The 16,620-nt window shown below is 67.8% G+C and carries 17 protein-coding genes; 13 read left to right on the top strand and 4 right to left on the bottom strand.

The window, feature by feature from the left end; translation table 11 throughout:
* On the top strand, nucleotides 1-532 hold a 532-nt coding region (locus A5760_RS14830), incomplete at its 5' end, for an RDD family protein (RefSeq protein ID WP_064882014.1).
* A gap of 11 nt (nucleotides 533-543) precedes the next feature.
* On the top strand, nucleotides 544-1,710 hold the full coding sequence (locus A5760_RS14825) for a cystathionine gamma-synthase (protein WP_064881970.1): 1,167 nt from the start codon (nucleotides 544-546) through the stop codon (nucleotides 1,708-1,710).
* A 31-nt stretch (nucleotides 1,711-1,741) separates the two neighbouring features.
* On the opposite strand, the gene greA is transcribed toward A5760_RS14825, so the two are convergent.
* Both greA and A5760_RS14815 read right to left on the bottom strand, forming a co-directional pair.
* A complete protein-coding gene (greA, locus tag A5760_RS14820) occupies nucleotides 1,742-2,236 on the bottom strand; it encodes a transcription elongation factor GreA (RefSeq protein ID WP_064881968.1) in 495 nt (164 codons plus the stop codon).
* A 219-nt stretch (nucleotides 2,237-2,455) separates the two neighbouring features.
* Nucleotides 2,456-2,890 carry a DUF4307 domain-containing protein gene (locus tag A5760_RS14815; protein ID WP_064881966.1) on the bottom strand — a complete coding sequence of 145 codons (435 nt, stop codon included), beginning with the start codon at nucleotides 2,888-2,890 and terminating at the stop codon, nucleotides 2,456-2,458.
* A gap of 122 nt (nucleotides 2,891-3,012) precedes the next feature.
* Here A5760_RS14815 and mca point away from each other — a divergent pair, with 122 nt between their 5' ends.
* From mca to A5760_RS14795, 4 genes are all read left to right on the top strand, one after another.
* Complete coding sequence (gene mca, locus A5760_RS14810) at nucleotides 3,013-3,885, top strand: mycothiol conjugate amidase Mca (protein WP_064881963.1); 873 nt, start codon at nucleotides 3,013-3,015, stop codon at nucleotides 3,883-3,885.
* Between the two features lie 17 nt (nucleotides 3,886-3,902).
* The gene (locus A5760_RS14805) at nucleotides 3,903-4,193 is read left to right on the top strand and encodes a hypothetical protein (protein ID WP_155764342.1); all 291 of its coding nucleotides are present in this window, start codon (nucleotides 3,903-3,905) and stop codon (nucleotides 4,191-4,193) included.
* Nucleotides 4,180-6,195 (top strand): thioredoxin domain-containing protein, encoded by a 2,016-nt coding sequence (locus A5760_RS14800; RefSeq protein WP_064881958.1) that lies wholly within the window; start codon nucleotides 4,180-4,182, stop codon nucleotides 6,193-6,195. The genes A5760_RS14805 and A5760_RS14800 overlap by 14 nt, the downstream gene beginning before the upstream one ends.
* A 77-nt stretch (nucleotides 6,196-6,272) precedes the next feature.
* Nucleotides 6,273-6,656, top strand: a complete 384-nt coding sequence (locus A5760_RS14795; RefSeq protein WP_064881956.1) for a nuclear transport factor 2 family protein — start codon at nucleotides 6,273-6,275, stop codon at nucleotides 6,654-6,656.
* On the opposite strand, the gene trhA is transcribed toward A5760_RS14795, so the two are convergent.
* Nucleotides 6,653-7,426, bottom strand: a complete 774-nt coding sequence (trhA, locus tag A5760_RS14790; protein WP_064881954.1) for a PAQR family membrane homeostasis protein TrhA — start codon at nucleotides 7,424-7,426, stop codon at nucleotides 6,653-6,655. The genes A5760_RS14795 and trhA overlap by 4 nt on opposite strands.
* 170 nt (nucleotides 7,427-7,596) lie before the next feature.
* On the opposite strand from trhA, the gene A5760_RS14785 reads away from it, so the two are divergent.
* From A5760_RS14785 to A5760_RS14775, 3 genes are all read left to right on the top strand, one after another.
* Nucleotides 7,597-8,385, top strand: coding sequence for a (2Z,6E)-farnesyl diphosphate synthase (locus tag A5760_RS14785; protein ID WP_064882012.1), 789 nt, complete (start codon nucleotides 7,597-7,599; stop codon nucleotides 8,383-8,385).
* Nucleotides 8,386-8,433: 48 nt separating this feature from the next.
* Nucleotides 8,434-9,804, top strand: a complete 1,371-nt coding sequence (locus A5760_RS14780) for a hypothetical protein (RefSeq protein WP_064881947.1) — start codon at nucleotides 8,434-8,436, stop codon at nucleotides 9,802-9,804.
* Between the two features lie 248 nt (nucleotides 9,805-10,052).
* On the top strand, nucleotides 10,053-10,505 hold the full coding sequence (locus A5760_RS14775; RefSeq protein ID WP_064881945.1) for a hypothetical protein: 453 nt from the start codon (nucleotides 10,053-10,055) through the stop codon (nucleotides 10,503-10,505).
* Between the two features lie 3 nt (nucleotides 10,506-10,508).
* Here A5760_RS14775 and coaA read toward each other — a convergent pair whose 3' ends face one another.
* The gene (coaA, locus tag A5760_RS14770) at nucleotides 10,509-11,447 is read right to left on the bottom strand and encodes a type I pantothenate kinase (RefSeq protein ID WP_064881943.1); all 939 of its coding nucleotides are present in this window, start codon (nucleotides 11,445-11,447) and stop codon (nucleotides 10,509-10,511) included.
* A 115-nt stretch (nucleotides 11,448-11,562) separates the two neighbouring features.
* On the opposite strand from coaA, the gene A5760_RS14765 reads away from it, so the two are divergent.
* From A5760_RS14765 to A5760_RS14750, 4 genes are all read left to right on the top strand, one after another.
* The gene (locus A5760_RS14765; protein WP_064881941.1) at nucleotides 11,563-13,032 is read left to right on the top strand and encodes a glycine hydroxymethyltransferase; all 1,470 of its coding nucleotides are present in this window, start codon (nucleotides 11,563-11,565) and stop codon (nucleotides 13,030-13,032) included.
* A 156-nt stretch (nucleotides 13,033-13,188) separates the two neighbouring features.
* Nucleotides 13,189-14,016, top strand: a complete 828-nt coding sequence (locus A5760_RS14760; RefSeq protein WP_064881939.1) for an acyl-ACP desaturase — start codon at nucleotides 13,189-13,191, stop codon at nucleotides 14,014-14,016.
* A 252-nt stretch (nucleotides 14,017-14,268) separates the two neighbouring features.
* The gene (locus A5760_RS14755) at nucleotides 14,269-15,570 is read left to right on the top strand and encodes a PhoH family protein (protein ID WP_007776610.1); all 1,302 of its coding nucleotides are present in this window, start codon (nucleotides 14,269-14,271) and stop codon (nucleotides 15,568-15,570) included.
* Nucleotides 15,571-15,627: 57 nt separating this feature from the next.
* Nucleotides 15,628-16,503 (top strand): polysaccharide deacetylase family protein, encoded by an 876-nt coding sequence (locus tag A5760_RS14750; RefSeq protein WP_064881936.1) that lies wholly within the window; start codon nucleotides 15,628-15,630, stop codon nucleotides 16,501-16,503.
* Nucleotides 16,504-16,620: the final 117 nt, after the last annotated feature.

The raw sequence follows: 16,620 nt of genomic DNA, 5'->3' as shown, positions 1-16,620 counted from the left end.
CTGCAGTCTCGTGGGCTCGGAGATGTGTATAAGACGCAGGGACTACACGCCGTGGCTCACCCGCGCGCTGGCGTTCATCATCGATATCCTCCCGTACGTCGTGGTGCACGGCATCGGCACCGCGATCCTGGTCGCCACCCAGCAGACCGCCTGCATCACCGACGTCACGCAGTACGCCGTCAACCAGTACTGCGCCACCCAGAACTCGACCGTCGGCATGGTGGCGCAGTGGCTGGCGTCGATAATCGGGCTGTTCTATCTGATCTGGAATTACGGTTACCGGCAGGGCACCACCGGGTCGAGCGTCGGTAAGTCGGTGCTGAAGTTCAAGGTGGTCAGCGAGCTCACCGGCCAACCCCTCGGCTTCGGGATGTCGGTGGTGCGCTCGCTGGCGCACTTCGTCGACGCGATCATCTGCTTCATCGGTTTCCTTTTCCCGCTGTGGGATTCGAAGCGCCAGACGCTGGCGGACAAGATCATGACGACGGTGTGCTTGCCGATCGACGGCGCCGAGAGGCCGGCCGTCACCTAGGCTGATCGTCGATGAGCGACGACCGCAACGAACACCCCGAGTTCACCGGACTGGCTACCAAAGCGATTCACGCCGGCTATCGGCCGGACCCGGCGACCGGCGCGGTGAACGCCCCGATCTACGCCAGCAGCACCTTCGCCCAGGACGGCGTCGGCGCCCTGCGCGGCGGGTTCGAATACGCGCGCACCGGCAACCCGACCCGCGCCGCGCTGGAAGCCGCGCTGGCCGCCGTCGAAGACGGCGCCTACGGCCGGGCCTTCGGTTCGGGCATGGCCGCCACCGACTGCGCGCTGCGCGCGCTGCTGCGCCCCGGCGACCATGTGGTCATCCCGAACGACGCCTACGGCGGCACCTTCCGGCTCATCGACAAGGTCTTCACCCGGTGGAACGTCGAGTACACGCCGGTGGCGCTGCACGAGCTGGACTCCGTCGCCGCCGCGATCACGCCGCAAACCCGGCTGATCTGGGCCGAAACCCCGACCAATCCGCTGCTGTCCATCGCCGACATCGCCGCGCTGGCCGAGCTGGGGCGGAAGAATTCAGCAAAGGTGTTGGTGGACAACACTTTTGCCTCGCCCGCGCTGCAGCAGCCGTTGACGCTGGGCGCCGACATCGTGCTGCACTCGACCACCAAATACATCGGTGGGCATTCCGACGTGGTGGGCGGTGCGCTGGTCACCAATGATCAAGAGCTGGACGAGGCGTTCGCCTTTCTGCAGAACGGGGCCGGCGCGGTGCCCGGCCCGTTCGACGCCTACCTGACGATGCGCGGCCTGAAGACGCTGGTGCTGCGCATGCAGCGGCACAGCGAAAACGCTTCTGCCGTAGCGGAGTTCCTCGAAGGGCACCCCGCGGTGAGCGCGGTGCTCTATCCCGGCCTGCCCTCACACCCCGGGCATGACGTCGCCGCGCGGCAGATGAGCGCCTTCGGCGGAATGGTCTCGGTCCGCATGCGTGGCGGCCGCGACGCCGCCCGCGATCTGTGCGCCAAGACCAAGGTGTTCATCCTGGCGGAATCGCTGGGCGGGGTGGAGTCGCTGATCGAGCATCCCAGCGCGATGACCCACGCGTCGACGGCCGGGTCGCAATTGGAGGTCCCCGACGACCTGGTGCGGTTGTCGGTCGGCATCGAAGACATCGCCGACCTGCTGGCCGATCTCGATCAGGCCCTGGGCTAGAAGCCCCGATCGGGCTTGAGATAGCCCGCGATCAGGAGTGGTAGGGCTCCGCGCTGACCAGCGTGACTTCGACGGTGTTGCCGTTGGGCACCACGTAGCGGCGGGTCTCGCCTTCCTTGGCGTCGATCAGGGCGCCGCCCAGCGGTGAGTTGGGCGAGTACACCTCGAGCTTGCCGTCGTTGACGCCCTCCTGGCGGGTGGCGATCAGAAAGGTCTCCGTGTCGGACTTGTCGCCGTTGTAGTAGACCTTCACCACCGAACCGGGCAGCGCGACGCCGGACTGCTTGGGCGCCTCGCCGACCTTGGCGTTGTTGAGCAGGTCCTGCAGCTGACGGATGCGGGCCTCCTGCTGACCCTGCTCTTCGCGGGCGGCGTGGTAGCCGCCGTTCTCGCGCAGGTCGCCCTCTTCGCGGCGGTCGTTGATCTCCGCGGCGATGACCGGACGATTCGCGATCAAGTGATCGAGCTCCGCCTTGAGTCGATCGTGTGACTCCTGGGTCAGCCAGGTCACGGAAGTGTCCGTCATCTCGTCGTGCTCCTCGTATGTTGTTTCGCGAGTCCGCGTTAAGTCCTGTTAGCTCCGCCGCCCCGGAGTTTGCGGGTCGTCCCCGTGTGCTGCCGCTCCGTTTTGCTCACGGTCGCTAATGCAGCAACACGGCCCCAACCGGAACCGTGCATTCATCCATGTTACCACCGCGCAAACAGTTGATGACCCCGTATTCGCAGTTCGCCGTGGATCGGGAGGTCACGCCGGGCGCAGGTAGGCGGGCACATCGGTGCCGCAACCATAGATGTCGGCCACCACCGGCGGTTCGAAAGATTTCACCGTCGTGGTCACCTGCACGGTGGCCGCTTCCGACGGCGGGACCAGCAGCTCGCGCCGGCCCGTCTCGCTGCCGTCCTGCGCGCGGACCCGCACGATGCAGTCCACCGGCCGTGACGGATCTGATCTCGTCACACTGATCGTTATCGACGCCGTCTGGTCATCGATCACCCGATAGCCGGCCATCGTCCCCTTGACGTCGCTGGTGCCGAACCGGTGATAACCGATGACGGCGATGACGAGCCCGGCCGCGATCACCAGCGTGCCCAGCGCGGCGATCACCCACCGCCGGGGGATACGCGACAGCCGGGAGCGTCCGTAGCGGGCCTCCGGCCGAGAAATCGGGGTTTCGGTCATACCTGGTTACGCCTGTTTTGCCTGGTTGTCGGCCGCCGGGCACAAGCCGACGGCACGCAATGAAGTCGGAACTGGAATTATAGGGTCAGACCGGGCGACCACCAGAGATGACAAGGGAGCACGTGAGCGAATTGCGGTTGATGGCGGTGCACGCCCACCCCGATGACGAGTCCAGCAAGGGCGCGGCCACGCTGGCCCGCTACGCCGACGAGGGCCACCGGGTGCTGGTGGTGACGTTGACCGGCGGCGAGCGCGGCGACATTCTCAACCCGGCGATGGACCTGCCCGAGGTGCATGGGCACATCGCCGAAATCCGCCGTGACGAGATGGCCAAGGCCGTCGAGATACTCGGCGTGGAGCACACCTGGCTGGGTTTCGTCGACTCCGGGCTGCCCCAGGGTGATCCGCCGCCACCATTGCCCGAGGGCTGTTTCGCGCTGGTGCCGCTGGAGGAGTCGGTCGAGGCGCTGGTCCGCGTGGTCCGTGAGTTCCGTCCGCACGTGATGACCACATACGACGAGAACGGCGGCTATCCCCACCCCGATCACATTCGCTGCCACCAGGTTTCGGTCGGCGCGTTCGAGGCGGCCGGCGATTACCGGCTCTTCCCGGACGCCGGTGAGCCGTGGACGGTGTCCAAGCTCTACTACAACCACGGATTCCTGCGCGCCCGGATGCAGTTGCTGCACGACGAAGCCATCAAGCACGGTCAAGAACCCCCGTTCAAGAAGTGGCTCGAACACTGGGACGCCAAGCACGACCCGTTCGAGTCGCGGGTCACCACGCGGGTCGAGTGCTCGGCATACTTCAGCCAGCGCGACGACGCGCTGCGCGCACACACCACCCAGATCGACCCCGAGCACGACTTCTTCGCCGCTCCCATCGCGTGGCAGCAACGGCTTTGGCCCACAGAGGAATTCGAGTTGGCGCGCTCGCGAGTCCCGGCCCGGCTGCCCGAGGACGACCTGTTCGCCGGAATCGAGAGCGACGAGTGAATCACCTCTATCTGGTCATGACCGCCGCCGGCTGGCAGGCCGACGGCCCGCCGCACCACACCGGCCCCGATTTCGGCAAGGCCAGCCCGGTCGGGCTGCTGATCGTCGTGTTGCTGTTGATCAGCACGCTGTTTCTGCTGCGGTCGATGAACCGGCAGCTGAAGAAGGTGCCGGAATCGTTTGATCCCAAGCACCCCGAACCGGACCAGGCCGCCGACGAGGGCACCGACGCGGTCGACCGGGACAGCGAGCCCGACCAGACGGACGGCTCGCCGCGAGCCCCGGGGCCCGGCGATGAGCCCGGCTGACCCCGCTTCGACGAATACCCTTGGACTGGCGACCAGCCCGTATCTGCGCCAGCACGCCGACAATCCCGTGCATTGGCAGCAGTGGACGCCCGAGGCGCTGGCCGCCGCCGCCACCCGCGACGTGCCGATCCTGCTCTCGGTCGGCTACGCGGCCTGCCACTGGTGCCACGTCATGGCCCACGAATCGTTTGAGGACGACGAAGTGGCCGCCGCGATGAACGCGGGGTTCGTCTGCGTCAAGGTCGACCGTGAGGAACGCCCGGACATCGACGCGGTGTACATGAACGCCACGGTCGCGCTCACCGGGCACGGCGGCTGGCCGATGACGTGTTTCCTCACGCCGGACGGGCGCCCCTTCTTCTGTGGCACGTACTATCCGAAAGAAGGCTTCCTGCAACTTCTTTCGGCTGTATCCGCCACCTGGCGGGAGCGTCGTGGTGAGGTGGAGGAGGCCTCCGACAATATCGCCGGTGAGCTACGCAGGATGGCTTCGGCTCTTCCGGGTGCCGGTCCGGCCGTGGCTCCGGAGCTGTGCGACCACGCCGTCGCCACGCTGCTCGAGGAACACGACGCGGTGCACGGCGGGTTCGGCGGTGCGCCCAAATTCCCGCCGTCGGCGCTGCTCGAGGCGCTGCTGCGGTACTTCGAGCGCACCGGCTCGCCGGCGGCGCTCGCGGCGGTTGCGCACACCGGCAACGCGATGGCGCGCGGCGGCATCTACGACCAGCTCGGCGGCGGATTCGCCCGTTACAGCGTCGACAATGCTTGGGTGGTACCGCATTTCGAGAAGATGCTGTACGACAACGCGCTGCTGCTGCGCGCCTACGCGCACTGGGCCAGGCGCACCGGTGACCCGCTGGCGCGCCGGGTCACCGCCCAGACCGCCCGGTTCCTGCTCGACGATCTGGCCGACGGCGCCGTGTTCACCTCGTCGCTGGACGCCGACGCCGACGGTCGCGAGGGTTCGACCTATGTCTGGACACCGGCGCAGCTGAACGAGGTACTCGGGCCCGACGACGGCCCCTGGGCTGCAGGCGTTTTCGCGGTCACTTCGGGCGGCACGTTCGAGCACGGCACCTCGGTGCTGCGGCTACTCGCCGATCCCGACGATCCGCAACGGCTGGACCGCGTGCGGTCCGCGCTGCTGGCCGCCCGGCACACCCGAATCCAGCCCGGCCGCGACGACAAGGTCGTCACGTCCTGGAACGGGCTGGCGATCACCGCGCTGGTCGAGGCCGGTGTGGCGCTCGACGAGCCCGAATTGATTGACGCCGCAAGGCGTTGCGCGCGGGCGCTGCTGGAATTGCATGTCGTCGACGGCCGGTTGCGACGCGCCAGCCTGGGTGGCGTGGTCGGCGACAGCGTTGCCATCCTCGAAGACCACGCGATGCTGGCCACCGGGCTGCTTGCGCTGTATCAGCTGAGCGCCGATGCGACCTGGCTGACCGCGGCCACCAACCTGCTGGACACCGCGCTGGCGCACTTCGCCGATCGTGCGCAACCCGGCCGCTGGTTCGACACCGCCGACGATGCCGAGCAGTTGGTACTCCGCCCGGCCGACCCGCTGGACGGCGCGACCCCGTCGGGAGCGTCGTCGATCACCGAGGCGCTGCTGACCGCCGCGCACCTGGTCGAGGGCGACCGCGCCGAGCGGTATCTGCGGGCGGCGGCCGAATCGCTGGGCGCGCACTCGCTGCTGTTGGACCGCGCGCCGCGGTCGGCCGGCCATTGGCTGGCCGTCGCCGAAGCGGCGGTGCGCGGACCGCTGCAGATCGCGATCGCCTGCGACCCGTCAGCCTCGGCGCTGCTGGCCCATGCGCGGCGGCTGGCGCCCGGCGGGGCGATCGTCGTGGGCGGGGAGGTGGATTCGTCGGCGCTGCTGGCCGGCCGCCCCCGGGTAGGCGGCGCTGACGCCGCCTACGTGTGCCGTGGCCAGGTCTGCGATCTGCCGGTGACCACGGCGGCCCAACTGGCCGCCGCCCTGGGTGTTTCCGGTCACTGAAGCCGATGGCGGCGACCCGCCGCGCCCGGCTGCGCCGCGCTGGCGATCACCACTAGCCTGGGGTTACCCTGCCTCCCATGCCGAATGCCGCCAAGACCGAAGCGATCAGAAACACGGTCAACCGCTACATCGAGTTGGTCGCCAAGGGCAGCGCCGACGACTTGGTCGAGTTGTACGCCGACGACGCCACCGTCGAGGATCCGGTCGGCGGCGAGGTGCACATCGGCCGGCAGGCCATCCACGGCTTCTACTCCGCGATCAACGAACTGCAGCGCGAATGCGAACTGAAGACGCTGCGCGTCGCCGGCAACGAGGCGGCCTTCCAATTCCGGCTGACCGTGACCGCGGGCGAACACCGGATGGTGATCGAGCCGATCGACGTCATGGTCTTCGACGGCCAAGGCAAGATCGCCTCTATGAAGGCCTACTGGTCGCCGGAGGACGAGGTCGTCCCCGCCTAGCCGCCCGCCAGCCAGGCGTGGTCGCCGGTGTAGAAGACGGCGAACCACATGGCGATGTAGTGCAGGATCGCCGCGATCGCGGTGAAGGCGTGGAAGAACTCGTGGTAGCCGAACGTCGTCGGCCACGGGTCGGGCCAGCGCAGCCCGTAGAAGATACCGCCCACGCTGTAGAAGACGCCGCCCACCGCCAGCAGCACCATCGCGGCCACGCCGGCCTGGTGCAGGATCGTCGGGGCGAACCAGACGGCCACCCAGCCCAGCAGCAGATAGAGCGGCACGCCGACCCACCGCGGCGCCGTCGGCCAGCACATCTTCAACGCGATGCCGGCCGCCGCGCCGCCCCACACGATGCACTGCACCAGCACGCCGGTGTTCTGCGGCATGACCAGCCGCGCGAACGGGGTGTAGCTGCCGGCGATGAAGACGAAGATCATCGAGTGGTCGAGCCGCTTCATCAGGTTGCGCGCGACGACTGACTTCCAGTGCACCCGGTGATAGGTGGCGCTGACCGCGAACATCGCCACCGTCGCCGCGGCGTAGACCAGCGTCGAGTGGCCGGCGCGGGGCGAGGCGACCGCCCACGACACCGACACCAGCGTGGCGCCGGTGATGATGGCAAGCCAGGCCGAGACGAAGTGGATCCAGCCGCGCATCCGGGGCTTGCCCAGGAACTGCGCGGCACCCTCGACGAGTTGTTCGACGGTGTTGCCCGGAACGATCGACTCGCGTTCGGGCTCCGGGTTGGGGACGGTGCTGGTCTGGCTGCTCATGTCTCCAGTGTCTTGTTCTCGCAACTTGGAATACCGGTGGGAAGGTCGCCGGGGGCTGCCCAGGATCCACAGTAGCCAGGGATGGTTACGGCGCCGTCTCGACTTCTCAGATGACCGGGCCGAAATGAGAGGCGGTGAATAAATCACCGCTGGCAGTAGGGTGAGTGTTCGTGGAAATTATCCCACCGCGCCTCAAAGAGCCGCTGTATCGCGTCTACGAGCTGCGGCTGAGGCAGGGCCTGGCCGCCTCGAAGTCCCAGCTGCCGCGGCACATCGCCGTGCTGTGCGACGGGAACCGGCGGTGGGCCCGCGACGCGGGATACGAGGACGTCAGCTACGGCTACCGGATGGGCGCGTCCAAGATCGCGGAGATGCTGCGCTGGTGTCAGGAAGCCGGGGTCGAAATGACCACGGTGTACCTGCTGTCCACCGAAAACCTGCAACGCGATCCCGACGAGCTGGCCGGGCTGATCGAAATCATCACCGACGTCGTGGAGGAGATCTGCGCACCGGCCAACCGCTGGAGCGTGCGCACGGTGGGGGACTTGGAACTGCTCGGCGACGAGCCCGCCCGCCGGTTGCGCGGTGCGGTCGAGTCCACCCCGAGCGTCGCGCCGTTTCACGTCAACGTGGCGGTCGGCTACGGCGGCCGGCAGGAGATCGTCGGCGCGGTGCGTGCGTTGTTGAACAAAGAACTCGCCAACGGCGCCACCGCCGAGGAGCTCGTCGACGCGGTGACCGTCGACGCCATCTCCGAGAATCTCTACACGTCCGGGCAACCCGACCCCGACCTGGTGATCCGCACCTCGGGCGAGCAACGGCTGTCCGGATTCCTGCTGTGGCAGAGCGCGTATTCGGAGATGTGGTTCTGCGAAACGCATTGGCCGGCGTTCCGCCGCGTCGACTTCTTGCGTGCGCTGCGTGACTACAGCCGGCGGGATCGCCGGCACGGCAAGTAGTCCCCAAAGGCCTTCAGCGCCCGCCCGCGCGCGTGCCACACTGAGGACATGGCTGCGCTGTCGGCGGTGGTATTCACGCTGAGCGCCTGGCTGGGCCTGTATCTGGCCGCCCGCGATCCGCGTAAACCCGTCCTTGCGCTGGCGGCGATCGGGTTGTGCGGGTTCGCGCTCGTGGTGGGCCTGGATGCGGTTCGGACCGCCGGCCCCGGTCATGCCCAGCTGCTGGGCCGAGTCGAGATCTACCTGGCGGCCGTCCCCGGCGTGGCGTGGTTCGCGGTGCTCGTCGAGCTGTCCCGGCCCAGTGACGGCTGGCGCTCACGCACCCGCGAGGTGCTACTCGTGGCCGGGGTCGCCGCGCTGACCCTGTTCGGGGCGGCGCTGGCCGGCAGCGTCGACGGGCCGCTGCGGCCGGGCCACTGGCTGATGTTCGCGGTGATCTCGGTGTCGACGCTCGGCGCGATGGCCGTCGCGCTACGCCGCCCGCGGCGACCGAAGCCCGCGGTGGGACTCGCCGTCACCGCCACCCTGTTCTTCGCGCTGAGCAACGCGATCCTGGTCATTCCGCTGGGCCTGGTGCCCAGCTGGGTTGCGCTGGCGTCCACGAGTTGCGACGTCCTCGGGCTCGGGGTCGCCGTCGCGCTGTGGGACGCGTTCGACGAGGGCCACGCGCTGCGCGCCGACATGCTGCGCTCGTTCGCCGGTTCGGTCGCGGTGGCGGTGCCGTTCGGCGGCCAGGCGCTGATCGGGTTGGCGGTGACCCGCGACGAGCCCGGCGCGCGGACCGCGCTGACCGTGCTGCTGTTCACCAGCCTCGCGATCGCGATCACCGTGCAGGTGCTCGCCGATCCGCTGGCCGGGGTGCTCGACCGCCTAGCGTTCTCGAAATCGCCTGCGCTGCGGGCGGATCGGGCCGCGCTGCGCCATACCGGGGCGGCGCTGCCGCTGCGCCAGGAGCACCCGCTGGCCGGCGTCGACGACGTCACCTTCGCCAGGCTCACCCGTCGCGCGCTGGGCCATTACGGCGACCTGACCAAGCTGGTCGCCAGCCCGCTGACCGCGTTGCCGGTGATCGACGAGCGGCTGGCCGCCCGAGGAGCCCCCGACCAACCGATCGAGCGGGCCAACGAACTCAAGGCCGTGCTGGCCGACGGCATAGCGCGGCTCAAGCCGCGCGACGGCGGCGACTTCGGAACCACCGAAGAGTGGCGGTACTACAACTCGCTGTACTTCCCGTACGTCGTCGGCGTGCGCGCGTACGCGCAGAACGCCACCGCCGCGGGTCTGGATCCGACCGCGCGGCAGGCCTGGCAGTGGTTCGTCACCGAGGTTCCCCAGCGCTCGCTGCACAACTGGCAGAATGCGGCCGCCCGGCTGATCGCCGCCGATCTTCGCGGCCGGGTCCCGGTTCCCAGCGACTAGAACGGGTACAGGAGTCACCGCGGTCGCCGACGGCACAGTGCTGTGCCCCGTGTACCTGTGACCCGTGGGGCCGCTGAGCCCCGCGACTGGCGCGTGTCAAATATTTACCCGCTGACGGGAATAGTCGGGTGAACCACCTCGTCTTTGATTCCGTGGCAGTAGTTGGCAGCGCCACGAGTCGATATGGCAGTGCACTGGCGGCACCCTCGAAGCTGTTCGACCCAACCCGCCATCGGAGGAGTAAGCACATGAGCTCGATCACCGGTGTATCAAGCATCCAGACCCGGCCCCTCTACGACTCGAGGGACTCGCTGTTGCGTTTTGCCGTCCGTGCCGACGCGACCCTGACGGGGTTGTGTGGGTTGGCCATCGCCTTCTTCGCCGACCCGATTTCGTCGCTGACCGGCCTGACGTCCTTCCAGGAATACACCGTGGGCATGGTGTTCGTGATCGCCGGCCTGCTGGTGTTCAGCCTCGGGGCGCTGCCGGAACTGCGACGTCTCGGTATCAGCGTCGTGGTGGTCAACCTCGCGTTCACGCTGGCCGCGATCGTGGCCGCCGAAGCGCTGCCGCTGACCGCCACGGGCATCGCGTTGACGTTGGCCGGCGGCGCGTACACGGCGGCGTTCGCGGGGCTGCAATACCTGGGGTGCGTCGCCTCGAGGCGTGATCTGCCGCCGGGCCGGTGTGGGCTGCGTTAAGCGCTAAAGCTTGCGCAGCCGCAACCGGTTGATGGAGTGGTCGGCGTCCTTGCGCAGCACCAGGGTGGCGCGTGGCCGGGTCGGAAGGATGTTCTCGACCAGGTTGGGGCGGTTGATCGACCGCCAGATCTCGCGAGCGGCGGCGACCGCCTTCGTGTCGTTGAGGGCCGAGTAGTGGTGGAAGTGCGATTCGGGATCCGCGAAGGCGGTGCTGCGCATGGCCAGGAATCGCGATACGTACCACTGCTCGATGTCCTCGATCCGGGCGTCGACGTACACGCCGAAGTCGAACAGGTCCGACACCATCAGGGTCGGACCGGTCTGCAGGACGTTGAGGCCCTCCAGGATCAAGATGTCGGGGTGACGGACCACATGCTTAGCCCCGGGGATGACGTCGTATTTCAGGTGCGAGTACACCGGCGCGCACGCGTAGTCCGAACCGGATTTGACCGAGGTCACGAACCGCATCAACGCGCGACGGTTGTAGCTCTCCGGAAACCCCTTGCGGTGCATCAGGTTCCGCCGGTCCAGCTCGGCATTCGGGTACAGGAAACCGTCGGTGGTGACCAGGTCGACCCGCGGGTGGTGATCCCACCGCGCCAACAGGGCCTGCAGCACACGGGCGGTCGTCGACTTGCCGACAGCGACGCTGCCGGCTACCCCGATGATGAACGGCACCGGCCGGTCCGGGTTCTGCTGAGGTTCGCCGAGGAATTCGGCGGTGGCGGCGAACAATCGCTGCCGCGCCGCGACCTGGAGGTGAATGAGCCGGGCCAGCGGCAGGTAGACCTCTTCGACTTCGAGCAAGTCGATTTGTTCACCCAAACCGCGCAGCCCGACGAGTTCTTCCTCGGTGAGGGCCAGCGGCGTCGACATACGAAGCGCACGCCATTGCTTTCGGTCGAACTCCACATATGGGCTCGGCTCGCTAAGCCGCGGCATAGTGCAAGTGTTGCAGGAGCGCCGAAAAGCCCGACGGCTGGGCTGGCGAAAACTCGACGCTGGATAGCGCGAGCGGCCTCGCTGTGGGGTTAGCCGGCCGACTAGTCTTGTTCTCATGTCAGCCGACTTGACCCGCACCGCCATCTCGACCACGTCACCGGGCGGCGAATATGCCGACACCGCGACCACTGCCTACCGAGCCGCACTGCAGGTGGTCGAGTCCGTCGAACCACGCATCGCCGCGGCGACGCGCAAAGAGCTCGCTGACCAACGTGATTCGCTCAAGCTGATCGCCAGCGAGAACTACGCGTCGCCTGCGGTCCTGCTGACGATGGGCACCTGGCTGTCAGACAAATACGCCGAGGGCACCATCGGACATCGGTTCTACGCCGGATGCCAGAACGTCGACACCGTCGAAAGCGTTGCCGTCGAGCACGCCCGAGAGCTGTTCGGCGCCCCGCATGCGTACGCGCAGCCCCATTCGGGCATCGACGCCAACCTCGTTGCCTACTGGGCGATCCTGGCGACCCGGGTCGAGGCCACGGGTCTGGCCAAGGCGGGGGTCAAGCACGTCAATGATTTGTCCGAGGCCGACTGGGAGAAGCTGCGCACCGAACTGGGCAACCAGCGGTTGTTGGGCATGTCGTTGGATGCCGGCGGCCACCTCACCCATGGCTTCCGGCCCAACATCTCCGGCAAGATGTTTCACCAGCGCAGCTACGGCACCGATCCGGACACCGGATTCGTCGACTACGGCGCAGTCGCGGCCGCCGCGCGCGAGTTCAAGCCGCTGATCATCGTCGCGGGCTACTCCGCTTACCCGCGCCGGATCAACTTCGCGACGATGCGTGAAATCGCCGACGAGGTGGGCGCCACCCTGATGGTGGACATGGCGCATTTCGCGGGCCTGGTGGCGGGCAAGGTGTTCACCGGCGACGAGGACCCGGTGCCGCACGCCCACGTCACGACGACGACGACGCACAAGTCGCTGCGGGGTCCGCGCGGCGGCCTCATCCTGTGCCAACCCGAATACGCCGACGCCGTTGACAAGGGCTGCCCGATGGTGCTCGGCGGGCCGCTGTCACATGTAATGGCGGCCAAGGCCGTCGCGCTCGCCGAGGCGAGGCAACCCGCGTTCCGGGACTACGCGGCGCGGGTCGCCGACAACGCCCAGGCCCTGGCCGACGGCTTCCTTAAGCGCGACGCCCGGCTGGTTACCGGGGGCACCGACAACCACATCGTGCTGCTCGACGTCACCTCGTTTGGCTTGACTGGACGTCAAGCGGAGTCGGCGTTGCTGGACGCCGGCGTCGTCACCAACCGCAACGCCATACCCGCCGACCCCAACGGCGCCTGGTATACCAGCGGCATCCGGCTCGGCAGTCCCGCGCTGACCACCCGCGGCTTCGGTGCCGACGACTTCGACCGAGTGGCCGAGTTGATGATCGACGTGCTGACAAACACGGAACCCGCGGGCTCCTCCAAGGCCAAGTATTCACTGGCCGACGGCACCGCCGAACGGGTCAAGGCGGCCGCGACCGAACTATTGGCCGCCAACCCGCTTTACCCGGGCCTGACGCTCTAGGCTCCCGCTGTACCAAGGGCTCCAGGAGTGGAGCCAGGTCGGCCGCTGACCAGGGGGCGCAGCGGCTCTGAGGACCAAAGTCACCAGTCGCCGCGACTTGCCGCGACACGACCCGGGCGATTTCATGAACCTGTGTATGCGGGTTACAGTTATCTCATGGCACAGAGACCTGTCGCTAACGCGCTGACCCTGGAACTCGAGCCGGTCGTCGAAGCAAACATCGACCGCCACTTGTCCACCGAAGAAACCTGGTTCGCACACGACTACGTGCCGTTCGAACGGGGCGAGAACTTCGCCTTCCTCGGTGGGCGCGACTGGGACCCGTCGTCCATGACGCTGCCGAGGCCGTTGACGGACGCATGCGAGATCATGCTGCTGCTCAAGGACAACCTGGCCGCGCACCATCGCGAGTTGGTCGAGCACTTCATCCTGGAGGACTACTGGGGCCGCTGGCTGGGCCGGTGGACCGCCGAGGAGCACCTGCACGCCATCGCGCTGCGCGAGTACCTGGTGGTGACCCGCGAGGTCGACCCGACCGCCAACGAAGAGGCCCGCGTCCAGTACGTCATGAAGGGCTACCGCGCCGACACCTACTCGCAGGTGGAAACGCTGGTGCACCTGGCGTTCGTCGAACGCACCCACGCCGTGTTCTGTGAAAACCTGGCCGCGAAGCTCGAGGAGCCCATCCTCGCCGGCCTCATCGACCGGATCGCCCGCGACGAGCGGCGCCACGAGGTCTTCTTCTCCAACCTCGTCGCGCACTGCCTCGAGTACACCCACGACGAGACCATCGCGGCCATCGCCGCCCGCGCTGCCGACCTGAAGGTGCCCGGCGCCGACATCGACGCGTATGCGGACAAGGTGCAGAACGTCGAAAAGGCAGGCATTTTTGGTCCGGAGCAGCTGCGTCAGGCGATCTCCGACCGCATCGCCGCATGGGGGCTCGCGGACGAGCCTGAACTGCGGCAATTGATCGTCGGCTAAGCCGGCCTGCACGCGCCCCTCAACATCGGCCTCCCACCGAAGGGGGTCGCGGGTCGCCACGTCGGCGCGCCTGCACAGCGCGCATGCGGCCACGGGAGTAGCGTCGATCCCGATGGTCAGCGTCATGCTCTGCTGCCAGGGCGGCACCTCCCGTCACCACAACGGAAGGACCGGCCCCGGTCCTGGTGCTGCGGTTCCCGTCGACATGCCTGTGCGGGTCCGCGCGGGCTCATCCCGCTCGAGGAGCGCTACGTGACCGAAATCCGGACCTACGTGATCGACACTTCCGTGCTGCTGTCCGACCCCTGGGCGTGCAGCCGGTTCGCCGAACACGAGGTGGTTGTTCCGTTGGTGGTGATCAGCGAGCTGGAGGCCAAACGCCACCACCACGAGCTGGGATGGTTCGCCCGCCAGTCCTTGCGGCTGTTCGACGATCTCCGGCTGTTGCACGGACGACTGGATCAGCCCATTCCCGTTGGGACGCAAGGTGGTTCGCTGCACGTCGAGCTCAACCACACGGACCCGTCGGTGCTGCCTGCGGGTTTCCGCAGCGACAGCAACGACTCCCGGATCCTGAGCTGTGCCGCCAACCTCGCCGCCGAGGGCAAGCGAGTCACCTTGGTCAGCAAGGACATTCCGCTTCGCGTCAAGGCAGCCGCGGTGGGTCTGGCCGCCGACGAGTACCACGCGCAGGATGTGGTGGCTTCCGGGTGGTCGGGAATGCGCGAGATCGAGACCGCTACCGAGGACATCGACGCGCTGTTCACCGACGGCGAGATCGATCTGGTGGAAGCGCGAGACCTTCCCTGCCACACCGGTGTTCGGCTGCTCGGCGGGAGCTCTCACGCGCTGGGCCGGGTCAACGCGGACAAACGTGTCCAGCTGGTGCGCGGCGACCGCGAGGTGTTCGGGCTACGCGGCCGCTCGGCCGAGCAGCGGGTGGCGCTCGACCTGCTGCTAGACGAGTCGGTGGGCATCGTGTCGCTGGGCGGCAAGGCGGGCACCGGCAAGTCGGCCCTCGCGCTGTGCGCCGGCCTGGAGGCGGTGCTGGAACGGCGGACCCAGCGCAAGGTGGTGGTCTTCCGGCCGCTCTACGCCGTCGGCGGTCAGGAGCTCGGATACCTGCCCGGCAGCGAGAGCGAAAAGATGGGGCCATGGGCGCAGGCCGTCTTCGACACCCTCGAGGGTCTGGCCAGCCCGGCGGTGCTCGAGGAAGTGCTGTCCCGCGGCATGCTCGAGGTGCTGCCGTTGACCCACATCCGGGGCCGGTCGCTGCACGACTCGTTCGTGATCGTCGACGAGGCGCAGTCGCTGGAGCGCAACGTCCTGCTGACGGTGCTGTCCAGGCTGGGCACCGGATCGCGGGTGGTGTTGACGCACGACATCGCGCAGCGCGACAACCTGCGAGTGGGCCGCCACGACGGGGTCGCGGCGGTGATCGAGAAGCTCAAGGGCCATCCGCTGTTCGCCCACATCACCCTGTTGCGCAGCGAGCGGTCCCCGATTGCCGCCCTGGTCACCGAGATGCTCGAGGAGATCGCCGGCCCGCAGTGAGGGCGCCTGACCAGCGCGCTCCACTCCGGGTAGGCCTGCCTTCGCTAAACTTCCACGGTGGCGAAACGACCCGACACCCAAGCCTGGCGCTACTGGCGCACGGTTGTCGGTGTGGCGGCGGCCGTCGCGGTGCTGGTGATCGGCGGGCTCACGGGTCACGTGACGCGCGCCGACGACCTCAGCTGCTCGGTCATCAAGTGCGTCGCGTTGACGTTCGACGACGGGCCGGGGCCGTTCGACGGGCGGCTGCTGCAAATACTGAAGGAGAACGACGCCAAGGCCACCTTCTTCCTGATCGGCAACAAGGTGGCCGCCGACCCGGCCGGGGCCAAGCGCATTGCCGACGCGGGGATGGAGATCGGCAGCCACACCTGGGAACACCCCAACATGACCACGATCCCGCGCGAGGACATCGCCGCCCAGTTCTCCAAGGCCAACGACGCGATCACCGCCGCGACCGGCCGCACCCCGAACCTGTATCGCCCCGCGGGCGGATTGTCCGACCCGGTGGTGCGCCAGGCCGCTGGCCAATTCGGCCTGGCCGAAATCCTCTGGGACGTGATCCCTTTCGATTGGGCGAACGACTCGAACACGGCGGCGACGCGCTACATGCTGATGACCTACATCAAGCCCGGCTCGGTGGTCCTGCTGCACAGCACCTACTCGAGCACCGTCGACCTGGTGTATCAGTTCATCCCGGTGCTCAAGGCCAACGGCTACCGGTTGGTGACGGTCAGCGACCTGCTGGGATCGCGTTCTCCCGGCAGCAGTTACGGCAGCCGGGAGAACGGTCCGCCCGTCAACGGCCTGCACGACATCCCACCCGGCGACATCCCCACGCTGCCCAATACGCCCTCACCGAAACCGATGCCGAATTTCCCGATCACCGACATCCCAGGGCAGAACTCCGGCGGGCCGAACAACGGTGCGTAGAGCAAATTTCGGACCAGACGCGGCTACCTTCATAGGGTGATCACCGTGGGCTGGCTTCGGGATCGGCTTCCGCCATCGTGGCGTGGCCCGGGGCGGCAGCCCGCCATGGGGCAACGA

The organism is Mycobacterium colombiense, assembly GCF_001665835.1.
In the GTDB taxonomy this organism is placed as follows: Bacteria; Actinomycetota; Actinomycetes; order Mycobacteriales; family Mycobacteriaceae; genus Mycobacterium; species Mycobacterium colombiense_A.
This window is presented reverse-complemented; position numbering and strand designations above follow the sequence as displayed.

Coding starts and splice junctions, on each gene's coding strand:
- A5760_RS14780 (WP_064881947.1), top strand. CDS start 8,434: ATGGCTGCGCTGTCGGCGGTGGTATTCACGCTGAGCGCCTGGCTGGGC.
- A5760_RS14760 (WP_064881939.1), top strand. CDS start 13,189: ATGGCACAGAGACCTGTCGCTAACGCGCTGACCCTGGAACTCGAGCCG.
- trhA (WP_064881954.1), bottom strand. CDS start 7,426: ATGAGCAGCCAGACCAGCACCGTCCCCAACCCGGAGCCCGAACGCGAG.
- A5760_RS14805 (WP_155764342.1), top strand. CDS start 3,903: ATGACCGCCGCCGGCTGGCAGGCCGACGGCCCGCCGCACCACACCGGC.
- A5760_RS14825 (WP_064881970.1), top strand. CDS start 544: ATGAGCGACGACCGCAACGAACACCCCGAGTTCACCGGACTGGCTACC.
- greA (WP_064881968.1), bottom strand. CDS start 2,236: ATGACGGACACTTCCGTGACCTGGCTGACCCAGGAGTCACACGATCGA.
- A5760_RS14765 (WP_064881941.1), top strand. CDS start 11,563: ATGTCAGCCGACTTGACCCGCACCGCCATCTCGACCACGTCACCGGGC.
- A5760_RS14815 (WP_064881966.1), bottom strand. CDS start 2,890: ATGACCGAAACCCCGATTTCTCGGCCGGAGGCCCGCTACGGACGCTCC.
- A5760_RS14775 (WP_064881945.1), top strand. CDS start 10,053: ATGAGCTCGATCACCGGTGTATCAAGCATCCAGACCCGGCCCCTCTAC.
- coaA (WP_064881943.1), bottom strand. CDS start 11,447: ATGCCGCGGCTTAGCGAGCCGAGCCCATATGTGGAGTTCGACCGAAAG.
- A5760_RS14795 (WP_064881956.1), top strand. CDS start 6,273: ATGCCGAATGCCGCCAAGACCGAAGCGATCAGAAACACGGTCAACCGC.
- A5760_RS14800 (WP_064881958.1), top strand. CDS start 4,180: ATGAGCCCGGCTGACCCCGCTTCGACGAATACCCTTGGACTGGCGACC.